This window comes from Ferrovibrio sp. (assembly GCF_965278975.1).
In the GTDB taxonomy this organism is placed as follows: domain Bacteria; phylum Pseudomonadota; class Alphaproteobacteria; order Ferrovibrionales; family Ferrovibrionaceae; genus Ferrovibrio.
In genome coordinates this window covers 2081749-2106463 of the sequence record NZ_OZ257126.1, presented here as the reverse complement: position 1 = coordinate 2106463, position 24715 = coordinate 2081749, and the positions used below count along the sequence as shown (strand labels likewise).

At 57.8% G+C, this 24715-nt stretch carries 21 protein-coding genes; 3 read left to right on the top strand and 18 right to left on the bottom strand.

Annotated features, from left to right (window positions below):
• Positions 1 to 586 precede the first annotated feature (586 nt).
• The gene (locus tag ACQY7X_RS10210) at positions 587 to 1087 is read left to right on the top strand and encodes a prepilin peptidase (protein WP_428249810.1); all 501 of its coding nucleotides are present in this window, start codon (positions 587 to 589) and stop codon (positions 1085 to 1087) included.
• A gap of 169 nt (positions 1088 to 1256) precedes the next feature.
• Here ACQY7X_RS10210 and ACQY7X_RS10205 read toward each other — a convergent pair whose 3' ends face one another.
• From ACQY7X_RS10205 to ACQY7X_RS10125, 17 genes are all read right to left on the bottom strand, one after another.
• Positions 1257 to 1520, bottom strand: coding sequence for a hypothetical protein (locus ACQY7X_RS10205; protein WP_428249809.1), 264 nt, complete (start codon positions 1518 to 1520; stop codon positions 1257 to 1259).
• 758 nt (positions 1521 to 2278) lie between these two features.
• Positions 2279 to 2833: a hypothetical protein gene (locus ACQY7X_RS10200; protein ID WP_428249808.1), complete on the bottom strand. Its 555-nt coding sequence runs from the start codon at positions 2831 to 2833 to the stop codon at positions 2279 to 2281.
• 16 nt (positions 2834 to 2849) lie between these two features.
• Complete coding sequence (locus ACQY7X_RS10195; protein ID WP_428249807.1) at positions 2850 to 7103, bottom strand: phage head spike fiber domain-containing protein; 4254 nt, start codon at positions 7101 to 7103, stop codon at positions 2850 to 2852.
• Between the two features lie 16 nt (positions 7104 to 7119).
• A complete protein-coding gene (locus ACQY7X_RS10190; RefSeq protein WP_428249806.1) occupies positions 7120 to 10161 on the bottom strand; it encodes an FG-GAP-like repeat-containing protein in 3042 nt (1013 codons plus the stop codon).
• A gap of 133 nt (positions 10162 to 10294) precedes the next feature.
• Positions 10295 to 11125 (bottom strand): general secretion pathway protein GspK, encoded by an 831-nt coding sequence (locus tag ACQY7X_RS10185; RefSeq protein WP_428249805.1) that lies wholly within the window; start codon positions 11123 to 11125, stop codon positions 10295 to 10297.
• Positions 11126 to 11131: 6 nt separating this feature from the next.
• Positions 11132 to 13225, bottom strand: a complete 2094-nt coding sequence (gene gspD / locus ACQY7X_RS10180) for a type II secretion system secretin GspD (RefSeq protein WP_428249804.1) — start codon at positions 13223 to 13225, stop codon at positions 11132 to 11134.
• A 107-nt stretch (positions 13226 to 13332) separates the two neighbouring features.
• Complete coding sequence (locus ACQY7X_RS10175; RefSeq protein ID WP_428249803.1) at positions 13333 to 13887, bottom strand: hypothetical protein; 555 nt, start codon at positions 13885 to 13887, stop codon at positions 13333 to 13335.
• Entirely contained in the window at positions 13884 to 14462 is a 579-nt protein-coding gene (gspM, locus tag ACQY7X_RS10170; protein ID WP_428249802.1) for a type II secretion system protein GspM, read from the bottom strand. Before gspM ends, ACQY7X_RS10175 begins: the two co-directional genes overlap by 4 nt.
• Positions 14459 to 15520 (bottom strand): PilN domain-containing protein, encoded by a 1062-nt coding sequence (locus ACQY7X_RS10165; RefSeq protein WP_428249801.1) that lies wholly within the window; start codon positions 15518 to 15520, stop codon positions 14459 to 14461. The genes gspM and ACQY7X_RS10165 overlap by 4 nt, the downstream gene beginning before the upstream one ends.
• Before the next feature lie 2 nt (positions 15521 to 15522).
• On the bottom strand, positions 15523 to 16119 hold the full coding sequence (locus ACQY7X_RS10160; RefSeq protein ID WP_428249800.1) for a hypothetical protein: 597 nt from the start codon (positions 16117 to 16119) through the stop codon (positions 15523 to 15525).
• A gap of 26 nt (positions 16120 to 16145) precedes the next feature.
• Positions 16146 to 16535 (bottom strand): prepilin-type N-terminal cleavage/methylation domain-containing protein, encoded by a 390-nt coding sequence (locus tag ACQY7X_RS10155; protein ID WP_428249799.1) that lies wholly within the window; start codon positions 16533 to 16535, stop codon positions 16146 to 16148.
• Positions 16532 to 16960, bottom strand: a complete 429-nt coding sequence (locus ACQY7X_RS10150; RefSeq protein ID WP_428249798.1) for a prepilin-type N-terminal cleavage/methylation domain-containing protein — start codon at positions 16958 to 16960, stop codon at positions 16532 to 16534. The genes ACQY7X_RS10155 and ACQY7X_RS10150 overlap by 4 nt, the downstream gene beginning before the upstream one ends.
• On the bottom strand, positions 16944 to 17414 hold the full coding sequence (gene gspG, locus ACQY7X_RS10145) for a type II secretion system major pseudopilin GspG (protein ID WP_428249797.1): 471 nt from the start codon (positions 17412 to 17414) through the stop codon (positions 16944 to 16946). The genes ACQY7X_RS10150 and gspG overlap by 17 nt, the downstream gene beginning before the upstream one ends.
• 7 nt (positions 17415 to 17421) lie before the next feature.
• A complete protein-coding gene (locus ACQY7X_RS10140) occupies positions 17422 to 18636 on the bottom strand; it encodes a type II secretion system F family protein (RefSeq protein WP_428249796.1) in 1215 nt (404 codons plus the stop codon).
• Positions 18637 to 18642: 6 nt separating this feature from the next.
• Entirely contained in the window at positions 18643 to 20352 is a 1710-nt protein-coding gene (locus ACQY7X_RS10135) for a GspE/PulE family protein (protein ID WP_428249795.1), read from the bottom strand.
• Between the two features lie 221 nt (positions 20353 to 20573).
• Positions 20574 to 20720, bottom strand: coding sequence for a hypothetical protein (locus tag ACQY7X_RS10130; protein WP_428249794.1), 147 nt, complete (start codon positions 20718 to 20720; stop codon positions 20574 to 20576).
• Between the two features lie 134 nt (positions 20721 to 20854).
• The gene (locus ACQY7X_RS10125) at positions 20855 to 21178 is read right to left on the bottom strand and encodes a hypothetical protein (RefSeq protein ID WP_428249793.1); all 324 of its coding nucleotides are present in this window, start codon (positions 21176 to 21178) and stop codon (positions 20855 to 20857) included.
• Between the two features lie 405 nt (positions 21179 to 21583).
• Between ACQY7X_RS10125 and ACQY7X_RS10120 the strand changes: the two genes are divergently transcribed.
• Entirely contained in the window at positions 21584 to 21859 is a 276-nt protein-coding gene (locus ACQY7X_RS10120; RefSeq protein WP_428249792.1) for a hypothetical protein, read from the top strand.
• A gap of 386 nt (positions 21860 to 22245) precedes the next feature.
• On the opposite strand, the gene ACQY7X_RS10115 is transcribed toward ACQY7X_RS10120, so the two are convergent.
• Positions 22246 to 22533, bottom strand: a complete 288-nt coding sequence (locus ACQY7X_RS10115; protein ID WP_428249791.1) for a helix-turn-helix domain-containing protein — start codon at positions 22531 to 22533, stop codon at positions 22246 to 22248.
• Positions 22534 to 23540: 1007 nt separating this feature from the next.
• Here ACQY7X_RS10115 and ACQY7X_RS10110 point away from each other — a divergent pair.
• A complete protein-coding gene (locus tag ACQY7X_RS10110) occupies positions 23541 to 24614 on the top strand; it encodes a 50S ribosomal protein L11 methyltransferase (RefSeq protein ID WP_428249790.1) in 1074 nt (357 codons plus the stop codon).
• The last annotated feature ends 101 nt before the right edge of the window (positions 24615 to 24715 follow it).

The window sequence follows — 24715 nt, the reverse complement described above, 5'->3', positions numbered from 1 at the left end:
CGGCGCAAGAAATACGGCAAGACTGTATTGTAGTTGTTGGAAACCACATTAACTGACAATTTCTGGGCAGAACGCAACGGCTTGTTTTTTTGGTCTCCGATGGTTGTTCTGGGGGCTGTGTGATACTGAAGCACACGAGCTTGGTGACGTCAAATTCATTGCTGCGGCTAGCGCATGGGTTGGCCTGGATGGAATATTTTTAGTGATATCGATAGGAGCATTATCAACAATTTGCGCTGTAGCGATCTTACACTATCGGCGCACCAACGATGCACAACGGCACCTACTTTCATTATAAGGTGGGGCTGGTTATGCGCAAAATCAGCAGCTACGTATGCTCCAATGCCCGCCTTGCTTTTCATTGTAAAATCAGGGAATTTCATCCGCACCCTGCCTTTGCATGACCAGAAGAGCCGAATATCCCAATGATCTTGGCCCTTTAGCAAATTCTCCCGGCAACTCTGAACAGGGAGAATTAGCTCGCCATCAGGGGTAAATACGGCCCCCAAATAGATTACCGACCGGCAAATGAAGGAAAATTGCTGAGGCGCAATACGAGGCCCGCACCATGCGGTACACTTAGCCGATGGCCCTGTTAGATACCGCGCTGCTCATTTTTCTGCTGGCTATATCAGGCGCTATTCTGCTAGCGCTCTGCATCATCGATCTGCGCCGCTATCAGCTCCCGGATACGCTTAATGCAGCCTTTGGTGGGCTGGGGTTGGCGTTTCATCTGTTGTCGCCCTACGGCTTTTTGCCGCCTGCATCGCTCGGCATTGCCGCCCTCTTGAGCGCCGGCCTGTTCCTGGGATTGCGCTGGCTGTTCTGGAAATACCGCCATGTCGAAGCCCTCGGCCTCGGCGACGTGAAGTTCATCGCCGCCGCAAGCTTCTGGGTCGGCCTGAACGGAATCTTCTGGGTCATCGCCCTGGGGGCTTTATCGACGATCTGCGCCGCGCCCCTCTATCGTTTACGGGGACGCCCACCATCAAAGCGGTCGACAGTCTCATTGCGGGTACCATTCGGCCCAGGATTAACTGTAGCGACCGCTGGTGTGTTTACACATATGATAGCCAGGAGTATTTAGTGCGGTACAAATTTATTTCCGATACAGACACCAACTCAGCATCGCCGTTGACGTTGTGTCTTTTCCCCCCTGTAAGCGCGCGACTACGAAGCGATTATTGGCGCACAGGCCAGAAGGGCGACATCATAGGCCATGCGCTGGACCAGCAGTCCTCTCTACGCGACTTCAATCACATATTTTGGTCAAGCCATTCAATATTGAATCTCTCGGAGAGATCCAATGAATTAATAACCGTCCACCCGGACGCTCGGAAAATCGAAACTAATGCTGCTTCATTCTCCGCCCATTCATCAAAGCCAGTATCAAAAGATATATCCTTAGAGGTATGTATATATATCCCCCCAGTATCCAGTGGATCATCTTTAACCAATATATACCAACCGGCAGAATCTCCACTCAATATCCTACCTTTTCTCTGACGTGGGATATCCATGGGCTAGTCCTTAATCTTGATGTGGTTATTCGTGAACACCTTATTGGTTCGTGGATCATATACTCTAGGTGAACGTGAGAACTATGCGGAGCATGAACACCAAGAAGCGAACCGTTGTCCATTCTGAATTGACGAATGCCATCTGCGCTTCGGAAAACACCACTACCTGATTGTCCTATTTCTTTATAACCCCTCCCAAGAAACGACTCAGCTGCACGCAATGCTTCATCTGAGGTCAGTACATACTTGCTTTCAAAATTACCTCTACCAAAAAGTGTTTCATGTAATACATCGGCGACTTTCGAACTTCTAGCGCTCAGGCTTGAAGCGCTAGCTCCAAGGATTCCAAGCTCTGCCGCACCAACTTCTCGTCCGAGTGCTAGAAAACGCACTACGGCTGGTGATGTCAATAATCTGGAAATGAATGCCGCAATGGGCACATGTATTGCGTTTGTAATTCCTTCGAACACACCTTCAGCGAAGCCATCCTCGAACTTACCACCTATTACCTTAGAAGCAATACCACCAGTAATACCGCGCCCTACTAGCTGTCCCCCAATTCGAGCCGCGCCTTCGACTCCGGTAAGGCTTACCAGATGGTCGCTAAGCGGCCCGAGCATTATTTGGTTCGCCCATGCTTTGAAAGCTCTTGGCTTTATCGCAAAGCCTCAATTTTCACTGGTTCTGACATGAGAGCCAAATAAATCGGCTATTATGGTTGCGGGATTTTAAGGCTTTTCAAACAGTATCTTAAGGGCCTACTTTTTAAGAGTTATAGCTTTCACAATAACTTCGAATAACAAAAAATCATCGCTGAAGTGCCCTTCATCTGTCTGCAAGATCACAATGAAATTCAAGTCGGGGCTCAAATCTACACTCTTGTCATTATTCAATCCTGCGAATTTGAACAATTGCGCCACGAGATAGATATTGATTTTACCTCCCTCATCGACACGGCACAGCCTCGAGGGCAAGCCGGCGATGGATATTGCCGCAGGAATATAAACAACATTCGCGTGGGAAGGCTTGCAAGTGAAATCTCGCAATTCCTCAACATCCATCGCTTCATACGCGTTATATTCACCAATTACTGAAATGAAGCGACGCCATACATTCTCGGCACAATCGTCACTGCCGGCACTCAAGAATACCAGCACTCCCATGTCATGTTCATATGGTTGTTTTCTACATCTCTGAAGATTGTCGGGCAGGGCTACCGAAAATCCGAATTCGTCGTTGCTGTACTCCGCAGCACGAATTTCCACTGCCCATGTTAGCAGATATATGATGGATGCCACGGTAAACTTATACATTATCCGCCTTCAGAATTTACGGACTTGGAATGTTTGGATTTCCCCACCAGCTGGAAAGCCTGCTCTGCACAGACTGTATTACCCCCCGCAGCGTACTCGACCATACAGTATTTACCGAATTATAACTGCCGCGAAAGTCACCGCCTATCGTTGGACCATAGACCGATCTATTGTCTAATGAAAGATTTAAAATGAAGGCATCAACGTCACTTCCAACACCTTTTATTCGTCCGCCCCATGTTTTTGCGAAATCCTCCCACGCTTTGTCCAACGAAGAATAGATTAAAGAGTCCCTGCCATTAGGTGTCGCACCAAAAGGGTTGTTGTTGTTTAAATAAAAACTACTTGTACCCCAACCACTTTCATAAGCAGAAAGTCCGAGTAAAAATGATACGTCAACTGAAAGTTCTTTAGCTAAATTTTCGACTATTTTGTATTGAGATGAGAAAAATTTAGCATATTTAGTATTTGAATTTAACCATCTGCCAATTTTATTGGATAGCGCATTTGTCACCCCCTCGAACACGCCTTCAGCGAAGCCATCCTCGAACTCCCCCCCTGCTACCTTAGAAGCAATACCACCTACTACACCGCGCCCAATTAGCTCTGCGCCGGCCTGAGCCACACCTTCGACTCCGGTAAGGCTTACCAGATGGTCGCTAAGCGGCCCGAGCATTGATGATGTAAAAGCTGCTGCGGCTGCCGGGCCACAACGGCCACCCATGGCCTCTGCAGAAGCACATGCCCTGGCAGCGTGTAGCGCAGCATTCGGTATCAAGTTTTGTGGTTGGAATACTCCCGCCGCATCATACACTGGCATCATAGAGCCAATGCCATACGACACCGCACCATTGATAGCGCCGATCAATGCACCTTTGAATGACTTGTCTTGCGCATATCCATTGACCGCCCCCGCCAGGATGGCCCCGCATGCCGGGTTGCCGCCACAAGCAACGGTACCAACCACATACGCAACAACTGTCCGCACCAAGCTTTGGAACAATCTCCCTAACTTCAGATACCCCGTCGGGTCTGTGTAGGTGAGTGGGTTGTTGCCGACATAGCTGTACCGGTTGAGCGCCTGGGTCGAGAACGGATCATCGACCAGGGGGTCGGCCGAAACCATGCGGGCGATAGTCGGATCGTAGAGCCGGCCGTTCATGTGCACCAGGCCGAGCTCTTCCAGATGCTCGTGGTCGGTAAAGCCGCGGTTCGGCAGGCCGGAGGCCTCCAGGGCACCGGTCGGATCGGCCGTGCCGTTGGTGTTGCGCCGCTTGCCCCAGGGGTCATAGGCCATGCGCTGGATGACCACGCCGGCAGCATCGGTCACCAGCGTGGTCGAGCCCAGATGGTCGCGGTGCAGGTAGGAGCGGGTGACGTTGACCGAGCTATGCGTGTAGCTGGTATCGGTGGTCGAGACGGTCAGCGCGATGCCATTGCCCGCCGCCACATAATCCGTCCACCGCACATGCGCATTCGCCAGGGTCAGCGCCCGCTCGGAGCGCGCCCCCGTGGCGGCGTTGGTGTAATACTCGGTCATGCCAGCCGACGTGGTCTGCCGGAAGCGCTGATGCTCCGTGCCATAGTCGAAGCTGACCGTCTCGCTGCCCCGGCTGATGCTCAACGGGTGATCGAACGGCGACCAGGTATAGCTCCGGCCATCGCCGGTCAGCATGTTGCCGTTGGCGTCATAGCTGAAGCTCTTGGTGCCGCCGGGACCGGTGATGCTGGTCACCGCATGCGGCCGCGCCTGGCCTGTCGCCGGGTAGCTATAGGTACCGAGGTCGCTCTTGTGATGGATATTGCCCGATTGCGGCTGCGACGACCCGTTATTGCCGTCATACTGCATCGACACGGTATAGTTCACCGACGACGATACCGTGGTCGCCGTCAACAGCCGGTTCAGCGGATCATAGGTGAACGCCTCCGAGACCCCGGTGGCGCCTTCGCTGCGGCTGGTAACATTGCCCACAGAATCGTAGCCGATCGACCATTGCTGCAACGTGGTGCCCGACTTCACCGTCTGGATCCCGGTCACCAGGCCCCGGCCGGTATCATAGCTCCGCGCCGTGGTAACCCCGTTGCCGAGCTCTTCCCCGGTCAGCTGGCCCGCCGCATTGCGCCCCGTCAGCGTCCAGTAATACGCACTGCTGGCAGTGTCCTGAACCCACTTCAACTCACCGATGTCGGTATACTCGTAGCCCAGTTGCAGGCCGGAAGGATAAGTCTGGGTCGACAGCCGGCTATTGTTGTCATACTGCATCGTATAGCCGAGCCAGCCGCCGCCATGGGCTTCCTGGTAGACATTCGGCCGCCCCAGGCTGTCATAGCCATACTGCTTGTAGAAGCCCGGCGTGCTGCCCACCACCGCCCAGGCAATGTTCAGCTTGCCGATGCCATAGGGGGCCGTGTCATATTCCCATGACTGCTGATCCTGCACGCTGCCGGGTCGGTACGAGCTGCGCCCAGTCATGCGGCCCAGCAGGTCATAGGCCATGTTGGTGGTCTGGCCCTTGGCGTCGGTCTGGTATTTGAGCTGGCCGAGCACGTCGTAGCCATAGGTCCAGCTGCCCTTGTCCGGGTCGCTCATCGCCACCTTGCGGCCACGGCCATCGTAGCTGAAGCTGGTCACATTGCCGGCCTGGCCGGTATCCGCGTCCTTCACCGTCAGCAGATTGCCGAACGGATCATAGGTATAGGTGTTGATCGAGTAGACCGCCGTGCTGCTGTCATGCCGGCCATTCTTGACATGCACCACCTGGCCCTGGCTGTTCTTGGTGGTGACGCGGCTCTCATTCCATTCGTTGGTCACCGTGTTGACCAGGCCGGCATACTGCACCGTCACCGTGCCGTTCGGTCGATCTTCCTGAACCGGACGGCCCAGGGCGTCATAGGTGAAGCTGGTCCAGACAGCCGTATCGCCTGGGAAGTAGGGCCGGCTCTTCTTCCACACCTGGCCGCGATCATTGTAGACCGTATCCAGATAGACCGCCCGCGCCGGTTGGCTGTCGGTGTTGTAGCCCTGGCTCTCGCGCCGCAGCTCGCGCTCAAGCACGTCGAAGTAGATCTTCTCCACCGCCCCGATCACCGTGGTGCCGTCCGAGGCCAGCGGCGTCGTTACCGCCACATAGCGGGCCGCGGCGCTATGGGTGCCCGGCGCGCTGACACTGGGGCAGCTCGCCGAGCCGCCATTGACGCCGGAGCACCACAGATACTCCCATTTGGTCTTGGTGCCGTCGGGCCGCGTCTCCAGCACCTTGCGGCCGAAGCTGTCATAGCTCCAGGTCGTGGTCAGGCCGTTCGGCCCGGTCTGGCTCGTCACCCCGCCGAAGCGGACATCATTCACCCGGGTCTCGCTATGGCTCAGCGCATTGGTCGCCGTCACCACGAAGCGGCCATCGCTGCTGTAGCTGGTCGTGCTCGACCGCGTGGTGATCCCGGCATAGCCGCTCACCGTCGACGACACCGTCGCCACCGTCTTGTTGCCGAAGGCGTCGTAGGTGTAGCTGGTCTTGAGTTCCAGCTGGCTATTGCCAGGCTCGATGGTCTCGCTGGTGAGCAGCCCGGTCGCACCATCATAGGTCCAGCTCGAAGTGCGGCCGGCAACAGGACCAGCCGGGGATCCCACCGTGGGCATGTACACCCCGGGATCGCTCCCCTTCACCATCTGGGCGCCCCAGGCATGGAACGAACCATTGCTGGTGGCGAGCGATATGCGGGCGGTATTGGCCGATGGATTGACATTCTGCAAGGTCGCTACTAAGCGGTACCAGCCGCCGGACAAAGCCTCCACAGAAGGGGTAATTTGCGCAGCGGCAGCGCCAGCCGCAGTAGCCAACCCGGTACTGAAGTTGAGGACGGCGTAGCCATCCTGGTGCGGCGTCCCGGGGATGAAGCATTGCAGCCATACATCGGCTGCCGTGACCTGCTTGACGTAGGCCGAGCAGCTAAGCCGCTCGTCGTTTGCTACTGATACGCCGATCTGCTGAAAGACCGGGTGGTTGCCGGGGGCAAAGGTCAGGGTATCAGCCGTGGCCGATCCATCCGGCGCCGTCGCCGTATCGGCAGTGACGCCGGCAGCACCGGCCCAGTACCAGGATGGGCCACGGAAGTCGGAGCTGTAGGTCAGCAGATTGCCGGGCACCGCGGGCTGTGCCAGGGCCGATCCTAACGGCACCATCACCGCCCACAGGAGTATAATACCCAGCCATGCACGGCCAAAGCGAGACGCAGAATACACTAAGCCTGAGGACTTGATCACAGCGGTCATGGCTCTGTCCTCGGGCTTACGGCGTTATGCTCTGGACCACGGCACGCGTCAGGCGGCCGAGGAACCAGTTCGTTGCATCATTGCTGTAGGTGTTGGTCGTTGTCTTGCTATGGCCGTCACCCGTGCTCACCCCGACCTGGGTAGCATTGCCGTAAGCATCATACTGGTAGCTCGTCGTCACGCTGGGCAGTGCCGTGCCGTTAGCAGTGCCGCTCGCCGGCAGTTCCCAGCTCTGCTCCACCGACTGGGTCAGCTTCACGAACCGCCGCTGCCCGCCGCCATTGGCGATGGTCAGGGTATCATCCGCATAGCTGTTGGTCGTCAGGTTGAGCTGCGGGCCGACCGCACCGGCCGTTGCCGACCGCTTCTTCTCACGGCTCGCCAACATCCCGGTATAGGGATAGGTCTGCAGATAGGCGCTGATCTGCTCAATCCCGCTCTGCTCGTCCCGCACGATCATCTGCCGGAAGCCCAGGAAGCCGCGCCCCTGCGCATGCGCCTTCGCCCCCACATACCGATACGTCGAACGATACTCACCCCCGATCCCGTTCGATGCACGAACCTCAGAGACTAAAGGCAACGCGACTTGAAGATCCAGAATCGGATACAGAGCATTGTTTTCACGGCTATACTGACTGTCCCCTGCGGTCATCCAAGCGTATACAATCTTTGTTGTAGCACCTGTGCCGCTGGTCACCAGATCTATCAGAGTGGAATGGATTGCATCGGAACTGAGCAGCACCCGCGTGCCGGTGCTGGCACCATAGGCATTCTGGGTGTTCCACAGAATGTCTGACCTGCCATCACCATTGAAGTCCGCGATATAGGGCTGCGAGCCATTAACATTCGGCACCGTGCTATTGGCGAACGTGCCATTACCATTATTCAGCCAGATATTGGCGTTGACACAGGCGCCACAGCCCGTCGAGGCCAAGCCAGTGGCATTGGATATCGTGTACCAGAGGATGTCGGTTCTGCCATCGTCGTTGAAATCACCCATCAGGAACTTGTAATCGACGAACGTACCATTGGCAGAATTCAGATTATTGTCGATTACAAAGGTGCCATCCCCCTTCGATATCATCAGGACGCGCGTGCCGGTGCTAGCGCCATAGCCGTTCTGGGTATTCCACACAATATCGGCATATCCATCACCATTGAAGTCGATGATGTATGGCTGCGCTCCATTGACATTCGCCACCGTGCTATTGGCAAACGTGCCATTGCCATTATTGAGCCAGATATTAGCGTTGACACAGGCACCACAGCCCGTCGAGGCCAAGCCAGTGGCATTGGATATCGTGTACCAGAGGATGTCGGTTCTGCCATCACCGTTGAAATCACCCATCAGAAACTTGTAATCGACGAACGTGGTGTTGGCGGAGTTCAGATTATTATCGACCGCAAAGGTACCATCACCATTCGATGTCATCAGCACGCGCGTGCCGGTGCTGGCGCCATAGGCATTCTGGGTGTTCCATAGGATATCCGACCGGCCATCGCCATTGAAGTCAGCAATATAAGGCTGGGAGCCATTGACGTTTGGCACCGTGCTATTGGCAAACGTACCATTGCCGTTGTTAAGCCAGATATTGGCGTTCACACAGGCGCCACAGCCCGTCGAGGCTAATCCAGTGGCATTGGATATCGTATACCAGAGGATATCGGTCTTACCGTCCCTATTGAAATCCCCCATCAAGAACTTGTAATCAGCCAATGTACCATTAGCGGAGTTCAGATTATTATCGACCACAAAGGTACCATCACCATTCGATGTCATCAGGACGCGGGTGCCGGTGCTGGCACCATAGGCATTCTGGGTGTTCCACAGAATGTCTGACCTGCCATCACCATTGAAGTCCGCGATATAGGGCTGCGAGCCATTAACATTCGGCACCGTGCTATTGGCGAACGTGCCATTACCATTATTCAGCCAGATATTGGCGTTGACACAGGCGCCACAGCCCGTCGAGGCCAAGCCAGTGGCATTGGATATCGTGTACCAGAGGATGTCGGTTCTGCCATCGCCGTTGAAATCACCCATCAGGAACTTGTAATCGACGAACGTACCATTGGCAGAATTCAGATTATTGTTGCTGCTAAAAATACTGCCGGAAGCGACTGGTCGCGAGAACAGCGTCTTCGGCAGACAGATGACACTAGAAGACATCGCACAATATTCAATACCATTCACAACGCTGCGCTGATTTATGGCAAGATAGTCGTAAGTTAGCCTGTATTCTGTTACGAGATTGGATGCCTGGTAGGCCTGTACCTTGGCGAGCCGCTTGGTCTGCTTGACCTGGCTGCCCGACAGATACGCCAGTTCGATATCGGTGCGGTCCTCGTATGTGAAGCGGACCGAGGCATAGGGGCTGAGGCCCGCCGTGGCGTTGCCGGTATAATCGATCCGGTCCGGACGATACTCCCCGTTCGTCCCGTCCTCCGTGTAGCTCGCCGTGAAGTAATTGCCCTTGCTGTCGGATGTCTTGTTCAGCGCCCAGACCCGTGCACTGCTCTTGCCCTGCGCCTCAATCCGGCTGTCCGATGTGTTGCCGAACTCAAGCACCAGGCCGGCCTTGGTCCATACCTTGAACCAGGCCGGGCCAGAACCCGCGCTGCCATAGCTGATAACCTTCGAGAAACTCTCCCGCTCCGTCCGGTATTCCGTCCCATCCGCGCCATAGGTCCCGCTCACCGCCACCAGGCGCTGGCCATCCAGGCAGAACCGGTCATTGGCATCGAACGCCACGCCGCCCGTCACCCCGTCCTGCGCGATCGTCCGGCCGCAGCGCGTGATCGCCGGCAGGCCCGCAAGGCTCCAGCCCACCCCCAGCAGCCCGTTGCCGCCGCGGCTGTCATACACAAGGTCGAGCTTCGGCTGCAGACCCGCCGTACCTGGCACCACAGACACAGGCACCGTGTAGCTCGCAGAGCCCTGATCCGACACGTCAAACCGACCCGGTAAAACCATCTGGCCGTGGGCGACGGGGGAGAGCAATATGGTGGAAACAGTTACTGCAGCAGCAAGTAACCAACTGTGGCGATATGGGAACAAAATCCACCCCCGGTTTATATTGAGAGTCAATAAATCGACTAAGCTACAATTAAAACTATCAATTAATCCCTCTTAGAAAGTCAATAATGAGTTTTATACATCTTTTATGAAAAAGCCGAGGCGCCGAGAGCCGCTACGGCAGCATCTCTCTCGTACTGTCCAAAACCCAAAATGGTCGCTCTGGACTCCCGGTCAGCCGCAGCCAAGCTATCTTGCGGATGGCCATACGCGTCTGCACAGACCGCGCCTCAACACGATAGGCTCGGCCAGGCGCAACAACAGAGCGCACTCCAGCTTGCTGACCCTGTCGATCTGCCAGCGCGGTATCATCCATACCCGATGCCACACGCGCCACGAATGGTGAAGCTGCATCAAGATCGACAATCGGCCCGCCATGCACCGTCAGATATTCTGCAATGCGTAGCAACAAAGCTGGCGTCATACCATGAACATGCCGCAATTCATCGACACGCTCGAAACCGCGATTGCGCGGCAGATACCGCCGGCCAGCAGCGATATAATCTTCTCGTTCAGCGCCATGCAGGCGGCGCAAATCATCTCCGTCGCGCCAATCGGCGATACTGTCGGTCAAAGCCTGCGCCTGTGCCTCAGGCAATCCCAAAGCAATGAACAAACGTTGCAGCACTTCCACTGGCGCCTGGTTTATGTCGATCAGTCCCAGTGCATCCTGAATACGCAGTTGGATGGCAATGCCACCCAACCGCAATGTCGATGCCTCACCATTGATACCAGTCACGACACCCCCACCAAGCAACTGTGCCGCCGCCGTCTCAATCGCTGCATCTGCCAGCAATTCCAAACGCAGCAACTCTGCAGTATTGCGCCCCTGCATCGCAGCGATACGCCCAGTGGCCACCAAACCAACTGACAGCAAACCCAAAAACAATCCGACCCAAAGCACTGCGATCAGAGCAGCGCCATGCTGGCTTGCCCTTCTGGCCACCCCGGCCTACTCCTGGCCCAATGGAATACCGCGCAACTTGTCCCGCAATTCGTCCGTCACCCGCCGGATATCTGCCGGGCTGCGCACCACACGCGGTGTCAACAGGATAAGCAACTCAGTTCGAGTACTGCCCTGAGTATCGGAACGGAATAGATGCCCGAGCAGCGGAACATCCTTGAGCAAGGGGAGGCCACTATTGCCGCCAGACTGGCGATCTCGGATCAATCCACCAAGCGCAATAGTCTCACCATTGCCTACACTGATGGAGCTTGCCAGCTTGCGCTGCTGGATCGTCGGAGAATCAATAGTCGATGTCGTGGTCTTGGCAACGTCACTGACTTCCTGATTGATATCCAGCAACACTAATCCCCCTTCGTTGACGCGCGGCGTCACCTTCAGGATCACACCGGTATCGCGGAACTGGATCGCATTAACGATAGGTGTACCCGGCGCGCCAACACCCACAGCTGACTGGGTTGCTATCGGCACCTGGTCGCCAACCTGCAAGGTGGCAGTCTGGTTATTCAGCACCATCAATTTCGGCGAGGAGACGACATTGACACGCGTGACGCTTTCGAGCGCATCGAGAACAGCACGAATATTCTGGCCGGAGAAGACAGCGGAAAAGCCTGGGAACTTGCTCGCCACAGTTCCTGCCGTCACATCACTCAAGGTCATCGACTGCCGGCCTGGCTGAAACAGCCACTGCACACCATAACGCAGATCTTCCGTCAACGTCACTTCGGCCACCACAGCCTCGATCAACACCTGCAAGGGCGGGATATCGAGCTTGGCCAGGGCCGCCTCCACCACGCGATATTCTTTTGGGGAAGCCAGAATAAGTAGTGAATTGGTAATGCTGTCTGCAATAATCCGGGGGGCCACTCCACTCCCAAGCCGGATACCACCATCGGCTGAAGCAGATGTGGCCCCAGGGCTCGCCTGTACTGCCGCGGTACGCTGATCGCCTCCACGGTCCGGCATCGGGATTGCCCCCCACAGGCCACCTGGTACTGCCGCTACCGCGCTTGCCGCACGGGACAGGGCATCCGTATCCACTACTCCATCATTGCGGCGCAAAGATTCGGCCGCGCCGCCACCTTCCTGCCCTTTGCCAGCAAAGAGGCTATTCAGTACCGCTGCAAGGTCGGTGGCACGGCCATTCTGCACGTAATAGACAAAAACGCGCGTATCGACATTCTCACTGCTGCGATCGAGCCTTTCCACCCAATCACCGATTTCGTTGAGGTAATCCGGTGTCGCCGCCATGGCAAGAATGGTATTGAGGCGCTCGATGGCCAATAGCCGTATCGGCGCGGCACCAGCCTGGCGTGCCGTGATGCCGAATATCACCTCCAACTCACGCTGCAGTAATTTCACATCGACATAACGCGGACTGAACAGACCGAAAGCCAGACCAGCCATGCTGCTGACATCAAAAAGACCGACGACATCAAGCATTGCGGCAATCTCGTTGGGCGCACCACCGAGCAGCACAACATTGCGTGTTGGCACAGTGCGGATCAGTGCATCCTGCGGCATCATTCCCTTAAGAATACCGGCGAGCTCTTCGGCGCCTATATGGCGCAAAGGCACGACGCGAATTCCGTAACCAGTCGTGAGCGCACCGCTACCTTGAGTGATCGCCGGCCCGGCTCGCAGCGCTTCCGCATTAGGCACCACCGTGTAGATGCCATTTTGCCGAACCAAGCTAAACCCATTGAGGCGTAGGGCATTTTCGAAAATCGCCAGCACCGCGTCACGCCGTATCGGTCGGCTGGTCTGCAGCGTCATCTGTCCCTGCACTTTGGGATCGACGGCAAAATTTATCCCAAGGATTTCCCCCAGCACCGCTCGTGCTGCGTCACGAATCTCGGTATTCACGAAATTCAGGGTGATATCGCCATCGGCTGTTGTTTGGCGAGCCGCCGCAGTTGTTTGGGCACCGAGTAGCTGCCCCCGCGCCGGAATAATTTCACGACGGGGCGTATCCTGGACAAGTGGCGCCGCCTCAAGAGGGGAGGGTGCAACATGATCAGATACTGCCGATTGTGGCGACGGCACCATGGCGCCAAGCACTGGCGATGAACGACGCTCCATACCTCGAGGTTGCTGCTCCTGACAGGCAACCAGAGACAGCAATAACAGGACTGGCATAACCCGCGCCCAGCCGAAGAATCTTACAATCATTGTTTTACGTCCGTTCGTCATGGCCGTGGTGCGGTAACGCTCCCGTGCATCTGAATCCCACTCAAACTTGCCGGCTTAGGCAGGCGGAAATCCCGCTGTTCACCGTCACGTTCGAAGCGCAGGCGATCGGCATCGATTGCCGCCACCACCCAGTCCTGCAATGCTTCGCCTTCTTTCAGCATGATGACGCGGCCTTCATTGACCAAGCGCAGCACTGCCACGGCCACTTTGCTGGACTGCGCCAGCCCCAGTACCTCGATTACTGGAAAAGGCGGAGGAGCTGGTTTCTGCGGAGACACTACGATGGGTGGCGCCACGACAATCGCCGCGACAGAGCGTCGTTCCAAATTGAACAATGGTCTTTCGGTAATCACGGCGAGACGTTCAGCCGGCCAGGGCTGGCGGGGCGATACGACAACCGGCCCGCCCATCGGCATTGGCGAAATCGGCTCGGCAATCGGAACATCTACTTTACCGGATGCCATTAACAATGCAGCAGCAAGACTAAGATTGACCAACAGCAATGCCAGGGCCAAAAGATACCGGCGCAACAAGCGGAAGACTGTTGTCATGGCTCAGGCCTCCGGAAGCCCGCAACATCAATGCGGAATTGCAGCACAGGATTGCCAGGTGAGGCCACTTGGAATTCCTGCCCACGCAGTTCGAGCATTTCAATAAGCATCAGCGGGCTGGCTGATTCCTCAATCACTTGCAGCCATGGTAAGAGCTTCTCCGAGCCGATACTGCCTTCAAGGCGCACCACTAGGCGCTCCAATCCACCCGCTGTTTTGGTCGGCGGCAGCGCCTGTACACTGCGGGTCTGCGCTCCACCACTATCGATGCGGCGGCGCACCTCCGCCTGGAATTGCGCGGCAGCTTGCGAAGCATTTCCAGCACGGATCAGCAAAGGTGAAAAATCAACTGCCTGCCGTGCCGCTTCTAATAGCCGGCGCTCTGTATCACCCCATTGCGCGCGGCGATGAATCGCCTGCATTTGCTTCGTCGTGGTTTCAATAGCTGTGGAGCGATCATCCCAAGCACTTAACAGTGGATCCACCAGCAGCAACCACACACCGCCCATCAAGGAAAATAGCAGGCCGAGTGCGGCAAAACGGCTGATCATCGGGGAAAGCGACAGAGTCATCATTTTGGTTGCCCGACCATGCGCTCGATTCCGATCTCAAACCGATCAAGGCCACTGCCACCGGCCTTAGTCACCGGTTGGCGGAATTGGGCATTGCGCAAACCATCCTCGGCTTCTATCCGTTGGATCAATGCCGAAGCATCACGTGCCTGACCACCAACCTGGATGCGGCCCGCGCCAATCTGCAGGCTATGCAGCCAGGCATCATCAGGTAGCGCGCGGGTCAGGGCCGCAACATCCTGCAGCACCGAGCGCTGCCCTTGTGCTGAGTTCAGAAACTCGGCGCGCTCCCGGAGCATTGAAAGTTCACGGCGCTGACGGTCCCCGGCTTCAGCAGCAGGGCGCAAGGTCTGCACTGACTGCCGCAACTCAAGCAGCGTCTCTTCCTCTCGCATATTCCAGGCCGTAACAAGTGCCCCCGACTGCCCGACAGCGAGCAGCAATAGAGTGACCGCAACGAGGCGTGGCCAGAGCCGGCGCACAATCCGGCGTGGCTGCCATCGCAATAGATCGATGTCCGCTGGTGCCTGCCCTTTCTCAAGGATCACCCGGTCTGGGGTCACACCGGCCGCGGTGGCACGCTGTAGTAGCGGCGTGGCTTGCGCGGCATCAATAACGAAAATTTCGACCGTAATCCGGCCATCGCCGGGGCGACGCGCAACTACATGCCAGTCAAACCAGGCATCGGCGGCCGAAAATGGCGTAAACCGGTCAAGTTCATTCGGGATAAGCCGCGCCAAAGAGGCATCATCAACTGCCGGGAGGTCGACTTTGCGCCGCAAAACCATATCGACAGGCAGAACCAACATTGCAGCATCGGCATCTTGTGCAAACTCGCGCAACGCTACCGGAGACACATCCGACAAGAGCCGCTCTTGCCCGCGTTGCTCCATGCTGATGCCAAAGCCATCACCATCGGGCCGCAACAGCAACCAACGCTGTTGGCTCTGCAACAGCCTGATGATCCAGGCTGGACGCAACGCGGCCAACTCTCCTCCCCACCATGCCAGGAAGCCCCCCCCCAGGCGCAAGCCAGATTGCAAAGCTTCTGTTGCACGCATGATCAGAATTCCTCACAGCGGCTGGACATCGGCTGCAACCGGCAACCGACTCTGGCCGTTATGCGGGGAGCCACATGCAGGGAATCGCGATGGCCATCGGCACGGATGATTTCCAATCGAATGAGCTCCGGCAGCCAACGCTGCTCGAGCCACTCCGGCCGCCAGCCACTGCTACTGCTCCAGTATGCAAAACGCAATTCACGCACAGCACCGAGGGACAAGCTCTGCCAGCCGCGTGCCTCGCCCTGCCAGGGCGACCAGGAAAATTCTATGTTTCGCCCCTCAGGACTATCTACCAGACGCAGGCGCGCACGCTGGTAGCCGCCCGCATCATGCCAGCCTGCCGGCAGATCACTAAGCCAATCAAGGCTAGCCTCGCGGCCTTCAAAACCAATGCCGATCTGCGCCAGCGCCGCGTCTGCCGCCGGATAGGCTTGAGCAAGACGGCCGCGCAGGAAACGTAATGTCGCATCGGCTTCCTCTGCTGCTTCGACGCGATGGCTGGCCTGCAGCCAGAATTGTGTGCCGCCACGCATAGCCTGCGCCAGCAACAATGACAGCACCGCTACCACTGCCAATGCGGCCAGCAGTTCGATCATGGTGAAACCGGCCTGACTATCTCGCATCAGCCGTTCCGCTCTGGATTCCGGGCCAACCGACGCCCCTTCAGCGTCAATACCGGGCGGCCAAGATCATGGCCGATGGCCAAGCTATAGCTATGCAGGTGCCAGGAAGCGCTACCTACTGGAATATCGCCATCCAATGGCACTACCCGCAAACTCCAGCGCAGGCCACCGAATTCAGGTGCCCGCCCCTCCTGGTCCCCTAGCGGCAAATCCCGGCCAAGACGATCCGTAAGATCAGCCCCCAGCGCCGCGGCCCGCTGCAATTCCTCACTGCCCAGCCACCGCGCCGAAAAATCTCCTTGCAGCGACAACCAACCGGTAATGGCCAAGGCCGCGATAGCCAAGGCCACCAGCATCTCCAGCAGGGTGAAACCGCGCGTGCGCTTCACGAGCGTTCCGCCTGCGTAATTCGCCCAAGCAAGGGTTCAACCGTAAGGCTGAGGGCAACACCACCGACCCGCAGACGCAGGTGGCCGCCTGACGACGAACCATCAGGATTGAACATCACGCCAGGGTTTCCCTGGCTGGATAGACGCATTGCCTCCGGCAGGCGTATGCCTGAGCCTTGAGGCAATAATCGGTAACCATTGCCTTCTTCATAAAGGGTGATGCCGTGCATCCGGCCTGTGCTGAGGGCCGCCAGCCGCTGGCGACGCAGATCGGCGGCCAGGGTATCGCGCGCAGCACGCACCATGGCTGCCTCCGGGCGTGGCGCAAACAATTGTGCCGCAGCCATGCTGGCCACGCTGACAATAGCCAGCACCACCAACATTTCCAGCAAACTAAAGCCGGCCTGCTTACCAGTTCCCGACATCCTGCGCCTCACCGCTACCACCCACGGCCTTATCTGAGCCAAGCGAATAAACATCGAAATCGCCATGTTCGCCGGGGAAGCGATACAGATAGAGCTGCCCCCAGGGATCTGTCAGGCTGGCACGCTTCTTCAGATAGGGGCCATTCCATTGCTCAATGCTGGCTGGCTTGGCTATCAATGCCTCTAGCCCCTCCTCCTGGCTCGGATACCGGCCCGCATCAAAGCGGAACAGGTCCACCGAGGCGGAGATATTCTGCAACTGGGCACGCGCGGCATCGGTCTTCGCCTTGCCGAGATAGCGGAATACCGGTGGCGAACCAATTGCCGCCAGCAGGCCGATGATGAACAGCACCACTAGGAGTTCGATCAGGGTGAAGCCGGCGCTGCCTCTGTGGCGACGCCGTGCAGCAAGCCCTCGGCACGATCGAACAAAACGGTCAAGCAAGATCAACATCGATGCCTCAAGTGGCCAATTGATTGAGACTGAGCAAAGCTGTGAAAACCGTGGCAATCACCGCCGCCACCAAGGCGCCGACCAGCACGGTGACAATGGGCGACAGCAATGCCAATAAACGCTGGGTTCGCCGCTTCGCATCCAGGTCGATCAGATCAGCGGCACGCAGCAGCATGGCAGCGAGCTGACCAGATTGCTCGCCGATAGCCACCAGATCAATGGCGGTAGCCGGCAGATAGGGTGAATTTGCCAAGCCGCCCGCCAGATCACCGCCTCGACGGATCAAGCCCGCGACCAGCTCCAGGCTGGCGCTGAATGCGGCATTGCCAAGACCTTCCAGAGTCAGCCGCCAGGCGGCAGGCAGAGCAACGCCCTGGTGCAGCAATGTGGCAAGCAGGCGGCAAAGCCGCTCAGCTTCCAGTACGGCCAGCAGCGGACCGACAACCGGCAATCGCAGCAGTAGCCGGTCACGCTTCAAGCGCAGTTCAGGATGACGCGCGGCACGGAAAGCTGTCCAGACCAGGGCTGCGAGAAGCGGCAGCAGGAGATAATAGTAATCCCGCAGCAGATCGCCGGACCCAAGCAGGATTTCCGCCGGCAATGGCATAGCCACGCCGGCATCCTCGAAGAAGGGGTGGAATTGCGGCAACACCACCGTGGCGATGAACACCAGCGACAGCAGGGCCATCACCAACAGGCAAGCGGGATAAACCAGCGCCGAACGCAGCGCCTCAACAGTGGCAACGCGGCGCTCAGCCATTTCCGCCATGCGCTGCAGGCAGGCGGCAAGATTACCGCCCGTCTCGCCGGCTTGCACCAGGGCGCGCTGCATCGGCGAAAACAGCGCACCATGTGCTTCCATCGCTTGCGCCAAAGGCTGGCCGCGCCGCACCGCCTCGCGCAGCTTTGCCGCAACGCCGGCAAGCGGACTGCGTTTATCTTCGCGGCCCATGGCGGCCAGCGCGCGGTCAAGCGGCAATCCAGCCGCAAGCAATGCCGCCAGGCCGGAGGCAAAGTCTGCCAACTCGCGGCTGTTAACCCGACGCCGTGAAGTGTCAAAGCCAGCAAACAGGCTAGGTGTCGCACTGGCTTCCCGCAAATCCAGCAGCATCAGGCCGCGCTGACGCAGTTGCTGGCGCGCCGCTGCTGCATCATGGGTTTCGGCGTCACCCTGCTGGGTTTCGCCACTATTGCTGATGGCGCGGTAGCGATAGACCGGCATCGCCCGCTAGCCCCCCGCCGTGACACGCAGCACTTCATCGCTGGTGGTGATGCCTTCGGCAACCTTGCGCAAACCAGCCTGGTACATGCTCTCCATGCCGCCAGCAAGGGCCGCCTCGCGCATGCGGGTAGCACCGGCCCGCTCGGAAGCCAGCCGGCGCAGTTGATCACTCATCGCCATGATCTCGGCGATCACCACCCGCCCGGCATAGCCGATGCCATGGCATTGCACACAGCCGACCGGCTGCCAGTCGCGCTCCGGCAAGCCGAGGCCGCGCAGATCGGCAGCAATGGCTGCCTCGGGCCGGCATTCGCGGCGGCAATGCGGGCAGAGCTTGCGCACCAGGCGTTGCGCCGCGATGCCGTTTATAGTGGCATTGAGCAGATAGGGCTCGATCTCCATATCCAGCAGGCGGGCGATGCCGCTTGGCGCATCATTGGTGTGCAGGGTGGAGAGCACCAGATGGCCAGTCAGCGCGGCCTGCGCGGCGATCCGCGCGGTTTCCGCATCCCGAATCTCGCCCACCATCATGATATCGGGATCGTGGCGCAGGAAGGCCCGCAGCGTGTTGGCAAAGCTAAGGCCGATCTGCGGCTTTACCTGGGTTTGCATCACGCCCTCAAGGCGATACTCGATCGGGTCCTCAATGGTCAGGATTTTCACGCCCGGCTGGCGCAATTGCAGCAAGGCGGCATAGAGCGTGGTGGTCTTGCCGCTGCCGGTCGGGCCCGTAACCAGCACAATGCCATGCGGCCGGCGGAACAAGGCCTCGAACTGCGCTTGCACCGCCTGGTGAAAGCCCAATGCTTCAAACGTCATCACCATGCCGGCGCGCTCAAGCAGGCGCAGCACCACGCTTTCGCCGCTGCCCGTCGGCACGATGGAGACGCGGATATCGACCTCGCGGCCGCGCACCACGGCGGTGATACGGCCATCCTGCGCCAGGCGGCGCTCGGCGATATCCAGCCGCGCCATGATTTTCAGGCGCGAAACAATGGCGGCATGTAGCGTCCGCGCCGCCTGCTCGATCTCGCGCAGCACACCATCCACCCGGAAGCGAACCCGCAGACTGTTGTCCAGCGGCTCGATATGGATATCCGATGCCCCGGCCTCGGCGGCGCGCTCGATCCAGCGGTTGACCAGACGGATCACCGGTGCGTCGCTGGCCTGGTCGCGCAGCCGCTCCAGATCATCGGCCTGCAGTGCGTCGTCGGCCTCGCCCTCCTGCTGCTGACGCGTCAGCGCCGCCTGGACGCCGTCACCATAAAGCCGCTCGAAGCCACGCTCGAAATCTCCAGCCCGCAACACGCTGAGCCGCAAGGGCCGGCGCAAGCGATAGCGCAACGCTGCCAGCGCTTCCGCATCCGTCGGATCGACCAGGGCCACTTCCGCAAGGTCAGGCGCCAATGCCAGCGGCAGCGCCTGGATCGATTGCAGGAAACGCTGCGGCAGCAGATCAGTGCCGACCGGCTCGTCTGGCAGTGCCGAAGCCGGGCAGAGTTCGGCACCGGCTGCTTCCGCCAGCGTGGCGGCAAGGCGCTCTTCATCCACCAGGCCAAGCCGCACCAGCACGGTGACCAGGGGCGTGCCGGAAGACTGGCAGACAACAGAGGCACGCTCAAGCGCTGCCGGGTTCAGCAGGGCGCGCTCCAGCAGCAGGGTTTCCAGCCGGCCGCTGGGCGGCGGCAGGTCATGAACAACCAATGGTTTATTCATCTAAAAGCCGCATTAGAGCAACAATGCCCCCCCCTCCAATCACCACACTTCTTATACGAAGCGCATAAAGGTGAGGCAAATATCGTAAAAGAAGATGTCGATGAATACTGTGGATAACTTCAGGGTTGATCCGGCAAATTCAATTACATGCTCGAAAAAAGGTAACTCTTCAAAAAGCGTCGCGGTCAGAGGCAGATTGACACCTCATGTCGGAAACCACGTTAGTTGACAATTTCCGGGCCGGTTCCGGCAACTCGCACCGAGTCGAATGACAATTTATCACCAGCTTTTCTGACAATTTCCGGCGAAGTAATCACTTTTCCTGCATCTTCCATTTTTTGCCCTGCGCCGTCTGGCAAACTGGTCACGAACCATAACTTTTAGAACCGGTCCCTACAGAGAATTCATGGCACAATGCTCTCTAGATGGGAGCAGCCGGCTTGTCCGGGCAACCCGCCTGATACCTACCTGCAGGTACGGCTAGGCCGCGAACCAAAGCCGATCAACATACCATTGTCGCCAGGGCCAGCCGAACCCTGTTCGCTTCGGTAGCGATCAGCACCAAGGGAGCGTTGGGGCTGCTATTCTGCTGCCGCCAGCAAGTGAGGGCCACGGAAGGTTGCCGGTCCTGCCGGATCAAAAAACCGATACTGCGGCTCTTCTCGGCAGCCAGTTGCAAGCGGCGGGTCTCGGTAAGGTCTGCGCTGTCGATAGCGGCAACCACTGCGCCATAGCCCAGTTCCCGCAAGCCCTCCTCGGTCGCCCAAAGGCGGTCATCAGCGCGGCGGGCATCGACGACGGTGAGCCTGCGGTGATCCAGGCCCAACTGCGCCAGGCCATGCGCGTAGAGCGTTGGCTCAGGCGTTACCCACAGTACTTGCCTAGACCGCGCATCGCGGCTAATGGCGGCTACCAGGAAGGCCGTGATGGCGTAGCTCCCCGGTCACCGGTCAGCTCATGCAGCGCGCCACACGCCGGGGCAAGGCCTGCTCGATCTGGGGGAGAGGCGGCTGCGTAGGCGCTCAACGGTGGCGGGCTGGGACATGGAGGAGCCTCCTGGAGTCAGAACGCGTATGCTCTACTCTTGATCCAATATGATCGACAAATGTTCTTTCATTAATACCTCGCTGACATTACCCAGTATGCAGGCCCGCTATAAACTTTAAAGAGTATACATAACTATAAAACATCCTAGTCGTGTTGGGTCGTCAACTCAACACAAGGGAAGATTATGGAAAATATCCAAGCAGTATTAGCGCGTTTTGAAGGCGTCCAGCTCGCCCACCGCCTGTTCATCGCCCTGCTGATCGACAGGCTCACGATTGGTCTGCCCGACCACCTACGAACAGCTGAAATCGGCGTAATGTTTAATGCAGCCAACGATGCCATCGATCTTGCGATTGATGAACACAACGGCAATGGCACCTGGGTACTTGCACAAGCCCGTAAGGAGGTGAACAACATTACAAGCCGGCTGCTCGCCATGGAGCCAGATAGCGAAGGGTAGCGTCTAACCCCTGATACCCTCTCTGATCATTCCTAAAGAGTGGTCGGACCGAAGCGCCATTCTGCTTCGGAGATTTCAGCATTGGTGGCGTGGGCGGATATGTTGACCGTGGTTGCTTAGCCGTCCCGCTTCCCCAGGCAGTATCAAATTAGAGGCCACGCCCCCTCAAAAATGTAAGAGTAGATTCAAGCAATAATTGCTTGACCGATCATATCATTCCAATCAGCTCCGCCTGCTCACCTAAGCCTCATAGATTCTTCAATGTGAATTCCCGTTCGGATTTTCAGGTTATGTGAGATTAATCAGCACCTATCCGGCATAAAATATCTAAGAAATTTAACACCTTAAGTGAGACAACATTTCACCTTATGTGAGACCTACATTCGTTAGAAACGAAATTGCGGATGCAGTCCGGCACGTATTGCCAGGGCCAGTAGCAAGTCCAGGCTGAAATCTTCCACATTGCCTTTGATAAGCCTGGACACCTGCGGCTGCGTGATGCCGAGGTGTCGTGCCGCCTCGGCTTGCGTCCAGCCCTGCTCCTTGAACCGCTTAACGGTACGGATCATCACTTCGGCGCGTAGCTTCATCACTTCAGCTTCGGCGGGATCAAAACCCAGATCGAGGAATACATTGCCACTGCCCTCGATGACATGGGAGCGATTATCGATCATACTCATTCTCCATTTAGCCTGTAGCTTTTAAGTAAGTCAGCATGGCTGGCGCCTAGCTCCCCCAGCAATCGCCATAACACCGGTACCGGCAAATATATCTACAGCGACGTCAGGCTTGGTCATTAGATATCCTCTGCCATAGAGAAGTTGCCCTCGGCAATAGAATCGAAGTTGCGATCATGGCGTTGGGAACGGCTGCCACAGCTGTTGTTGACAATGAGATGCAGCCCTCACGCCGGCTTGGGCGTTTCTTGGCGCTGTTTATTTGTGGCTCGGGCAATCAGTAGCAGACCTCACCGCTTCGCTTTAGCGACAAATAGCCTGCTGATCAGTCTGATCAAGTGCCAGAGCTTACCAGTGATGAGGCATAGATAAGATTGCTCCTCTATGAGCTTGGACGTACGAAGCTCGATCTTCCGCTGCCGTGTTTCAGGAAGGGTCTCCAACATCGACTTGAGGGACTTGGTCATTGTGCCTCCTAGGCAAGGGTTTTGAGGTGAGCACCGAAACACCTGTCAGCCTTCTCCTGGCAGCCTGGCTCCGCATGGCTCTGGCAACAATGATCTGTTGATCGGCTTCGGTTCGCGGTTTAGCAGCATCTTTAAGTACAACGCCGTGTATTTTAGCGCCTCCAATGGGAAAGAGGCCAAGTGGAATTAGGTGCTTAGATACGAATCAATATATGTGAGATTTCGCGAGGAAATTATCATGTTATGCGATACAAACTGCTCACCTAGCAGAAGAAAATAATATTTACTGTCAGTATCTTAGTTGAGACGATATTTCACTTTATGTGAGCCCCTACAGGTCTCACATAGAGCGCAAGATCAAATCACTGATTCTAAAAGATACTTAGGTGGCTTGTAATCAAAGCAGCGCAGCTTCAGCATCTGCGGCAGGGAGTATAAGCGTCTTTCAACCCGCCGATCCGGCCGCTCTTCGTGTCAGGGCTGGGTTGAGGGTCGAGGGCGCGCTGTGCCCGCAGATTCCGTATTCAGGAAAAGACCGTGACGGAACTCAATCGCATTTTCGATGCCTGGCCGATACTGCGGGATAAGGGACCGGATGCCTGGGCCGCCTTTGCGCGCATGCTGCTGGACAAGGGCAAGGGGGCGGAAGCTTTCACGCTGGCCCTGGCAGCCCATGACCATCCAGACTGCAGCAATCGTGACCGGCGGATCGCCAACGGGGTATTGAATGCCGGGGTGCCGAAGTGGCACTGGAATCTGGTACAGGACACGGCGCGCAATGCCGCCTATGAGGCGGCGTTGGCCCGCGTGGTCGGGCCGGACAGTCTGGTGCTGGATATCGGGGCCGGCACCGGCCTTCTGGGTCTGCTGGCCTTACGGGCGGGAGCGGGCCGGGTCGTGGCCTGCGAAATGAACCCGTCCACGGCACGCATGGCGGCAGACATCGCCAGGATCAATGGCGTGGCAGACCGGCTGCGCATCATTCCCAGAAAATCCAACGACCTGGTCCTGGGAACAGACCTGGAGCGGCCCGCCGATGCGATCGTATCGGAGATCGTGGACAATACTTTGCTCGCGCAGGAGACGCTGGCCACCCATCGCGATGCGGTGCCGCGTCTGTTACGGCCTGGCGGGCATGTCATTCCGGGTGATGGGGCCATCATGGTGGCCCTGGGCCACGATCCCACCCTGGCCACCCGGCGCATGGGGATACACGAAGGCTTCGACCTTTCGGCCTTCAACCGGCTGGCCCCGCCCTCGCATAGTCTGATCGTTGGCACCCCGGGCCTGCGCCTGCTGTCGCAGCCGGTTGCCCTGTTCGACTTTGCCTTCGATCAGCCGGAGAGCTGGCCTGGCTTGCACAGCGATGTCGAAGTAACGGTCGAGACCGAGGGTACAGCCAATGCCATCATCCAATGGATCCGCCTGGTTCTGGACCGGTCAGGGGCCGAGGGGTCGGTTTACGAGGTGAAACCGGCGCCGGGCCGGACATCCTGCTGGGCTGTGGTGTCATGGCCGCTGGCATCGCCGCTCGCCCTGGCTCCCGGCGGGACCCGGCGCATCGCGGCGCGGCGTACCGATAGCAATATTATGATCTGGCTGGCCTATTGATGCTCGGCCGGCCTGCTGTTCCTGCTCACCAGCCGCTCCGTGGCCGAGGTGCTTGCCAAGCCGGCACCATGCCGTATTGTGGCCGCCACTCTACTCCCGAG

Excerpts from the sequence above, each read along its gene's own strand:
- ACQY7X_RS10210 (WP_428249810.1), top strand. The coding sequence starts at position 587 with ATGGCCCTGTTAGATACCGCGCTGCTCATTTTTCTGCTGGCTATATCA.
- ACQY7X_RS10205 (WP_428249809.1), bottom strand. The coding sequence starts at position 1,520 with ATGGATATCCCACGTCAGAGAAAAGGTAGGATATTGAGTGGAGATTCT.
- ACQY7X_RS10200 (WP_428249808.1), bottom strand. The coding sequence starts at position 2,833 with ATGTATAAGTTTACCGTGGCATCCATCATATATCTGCTAACATGGGCA.
- ACQY7X_RS10195 (WP_428249807.1), bottom strand. The coding sequence starts at position 7,103 with ATGACCGCTGTGATCAAGTCCTCAGGCTTAGTGTATTCTGCGTCTCGC.
- gspD (WP_428249804.1), bottom strand. The coding sequence starts at position 13,225 with ATGGAGCGTCGTTCATCGCCAGTGCTTGGCGCCATGGTGCCGTCGCCA.
- ACQY7X_RS10175 (WP_428249803.1), bottom strand. The coding sequence starts at position 13,887 with ATGACAACAGTCTTCCGCTTGTTGCGCCGGTATCTTTTGGCCCTGGCA.
- gspM (WP_428249802.1), bottom strand. The coding sequence starts at position 14,462 with ATGATGACTCTGTCGCTTTCCCCGATGATCAGCCGTTTTGCCGCACTC.
- ACQY7X_RS10165 (WP_428249801.1), bottom strand. The coding sequence starts at position 15,520 with ATGCGTGCAACAGAAGCTTTGCAATCTGGCTTGCGCCTGGGGGGGGGC.
- ACQY7X_RS10160 (WP_428249800.1), bottom strand. The coding sequence starts at position 16,119 with ATGATCGAACTGCTGGCCGCATTGGCAGTGGTAGCGGTGCTGTCATTG.
- ACQY7X_RS10150 (WP_428249798.1), bottom strand. The coding sequence starts at position 16,960 with ATGTCGGGAACTGGTAAGCAGGCCGGCTTTAGTTTGCTGGAAATGTTG.
- gspG (WP_428249797.1), bottom strand. The coding sequence starts at position 17,414 with ATGTTGATCTTGCTTGACCGTTTTGTTCGATCGTGCCGAGGGCTTGCT.
- ACQY7X_RS10140 (WP_428249796.1), bottom strand. The coding sequence starts at position 18,636 with ATGCCGGTCTATCGCTACCGCGCCATCAGCAATAGTGGCGAAACCCAG.
- ACQY7X_RS10135 (WP_428249795.1), bottom strand. The coding sequence starts at position 20,352 with ATGAATAAACCATTGGTTGTTCATGACCTGCCGCCGCCCAGCGGCCGG.
- ACQY7X_RS10120 (WP_428249792.1), top strand. The coding sequence starts at position 21,584 with ATGGAAAATATCCAAGCAGTATTAGCGCGTTTTGAAGGCGTCCAGCTC.
- ACQY7X_RS10115 (WP_428249791.1), bottom strand. The coding sequence starts at position 22,533 with ATGATCGATAATCGCTCCCATGTCATCGAGGGCAGTGGCAATGTATTC.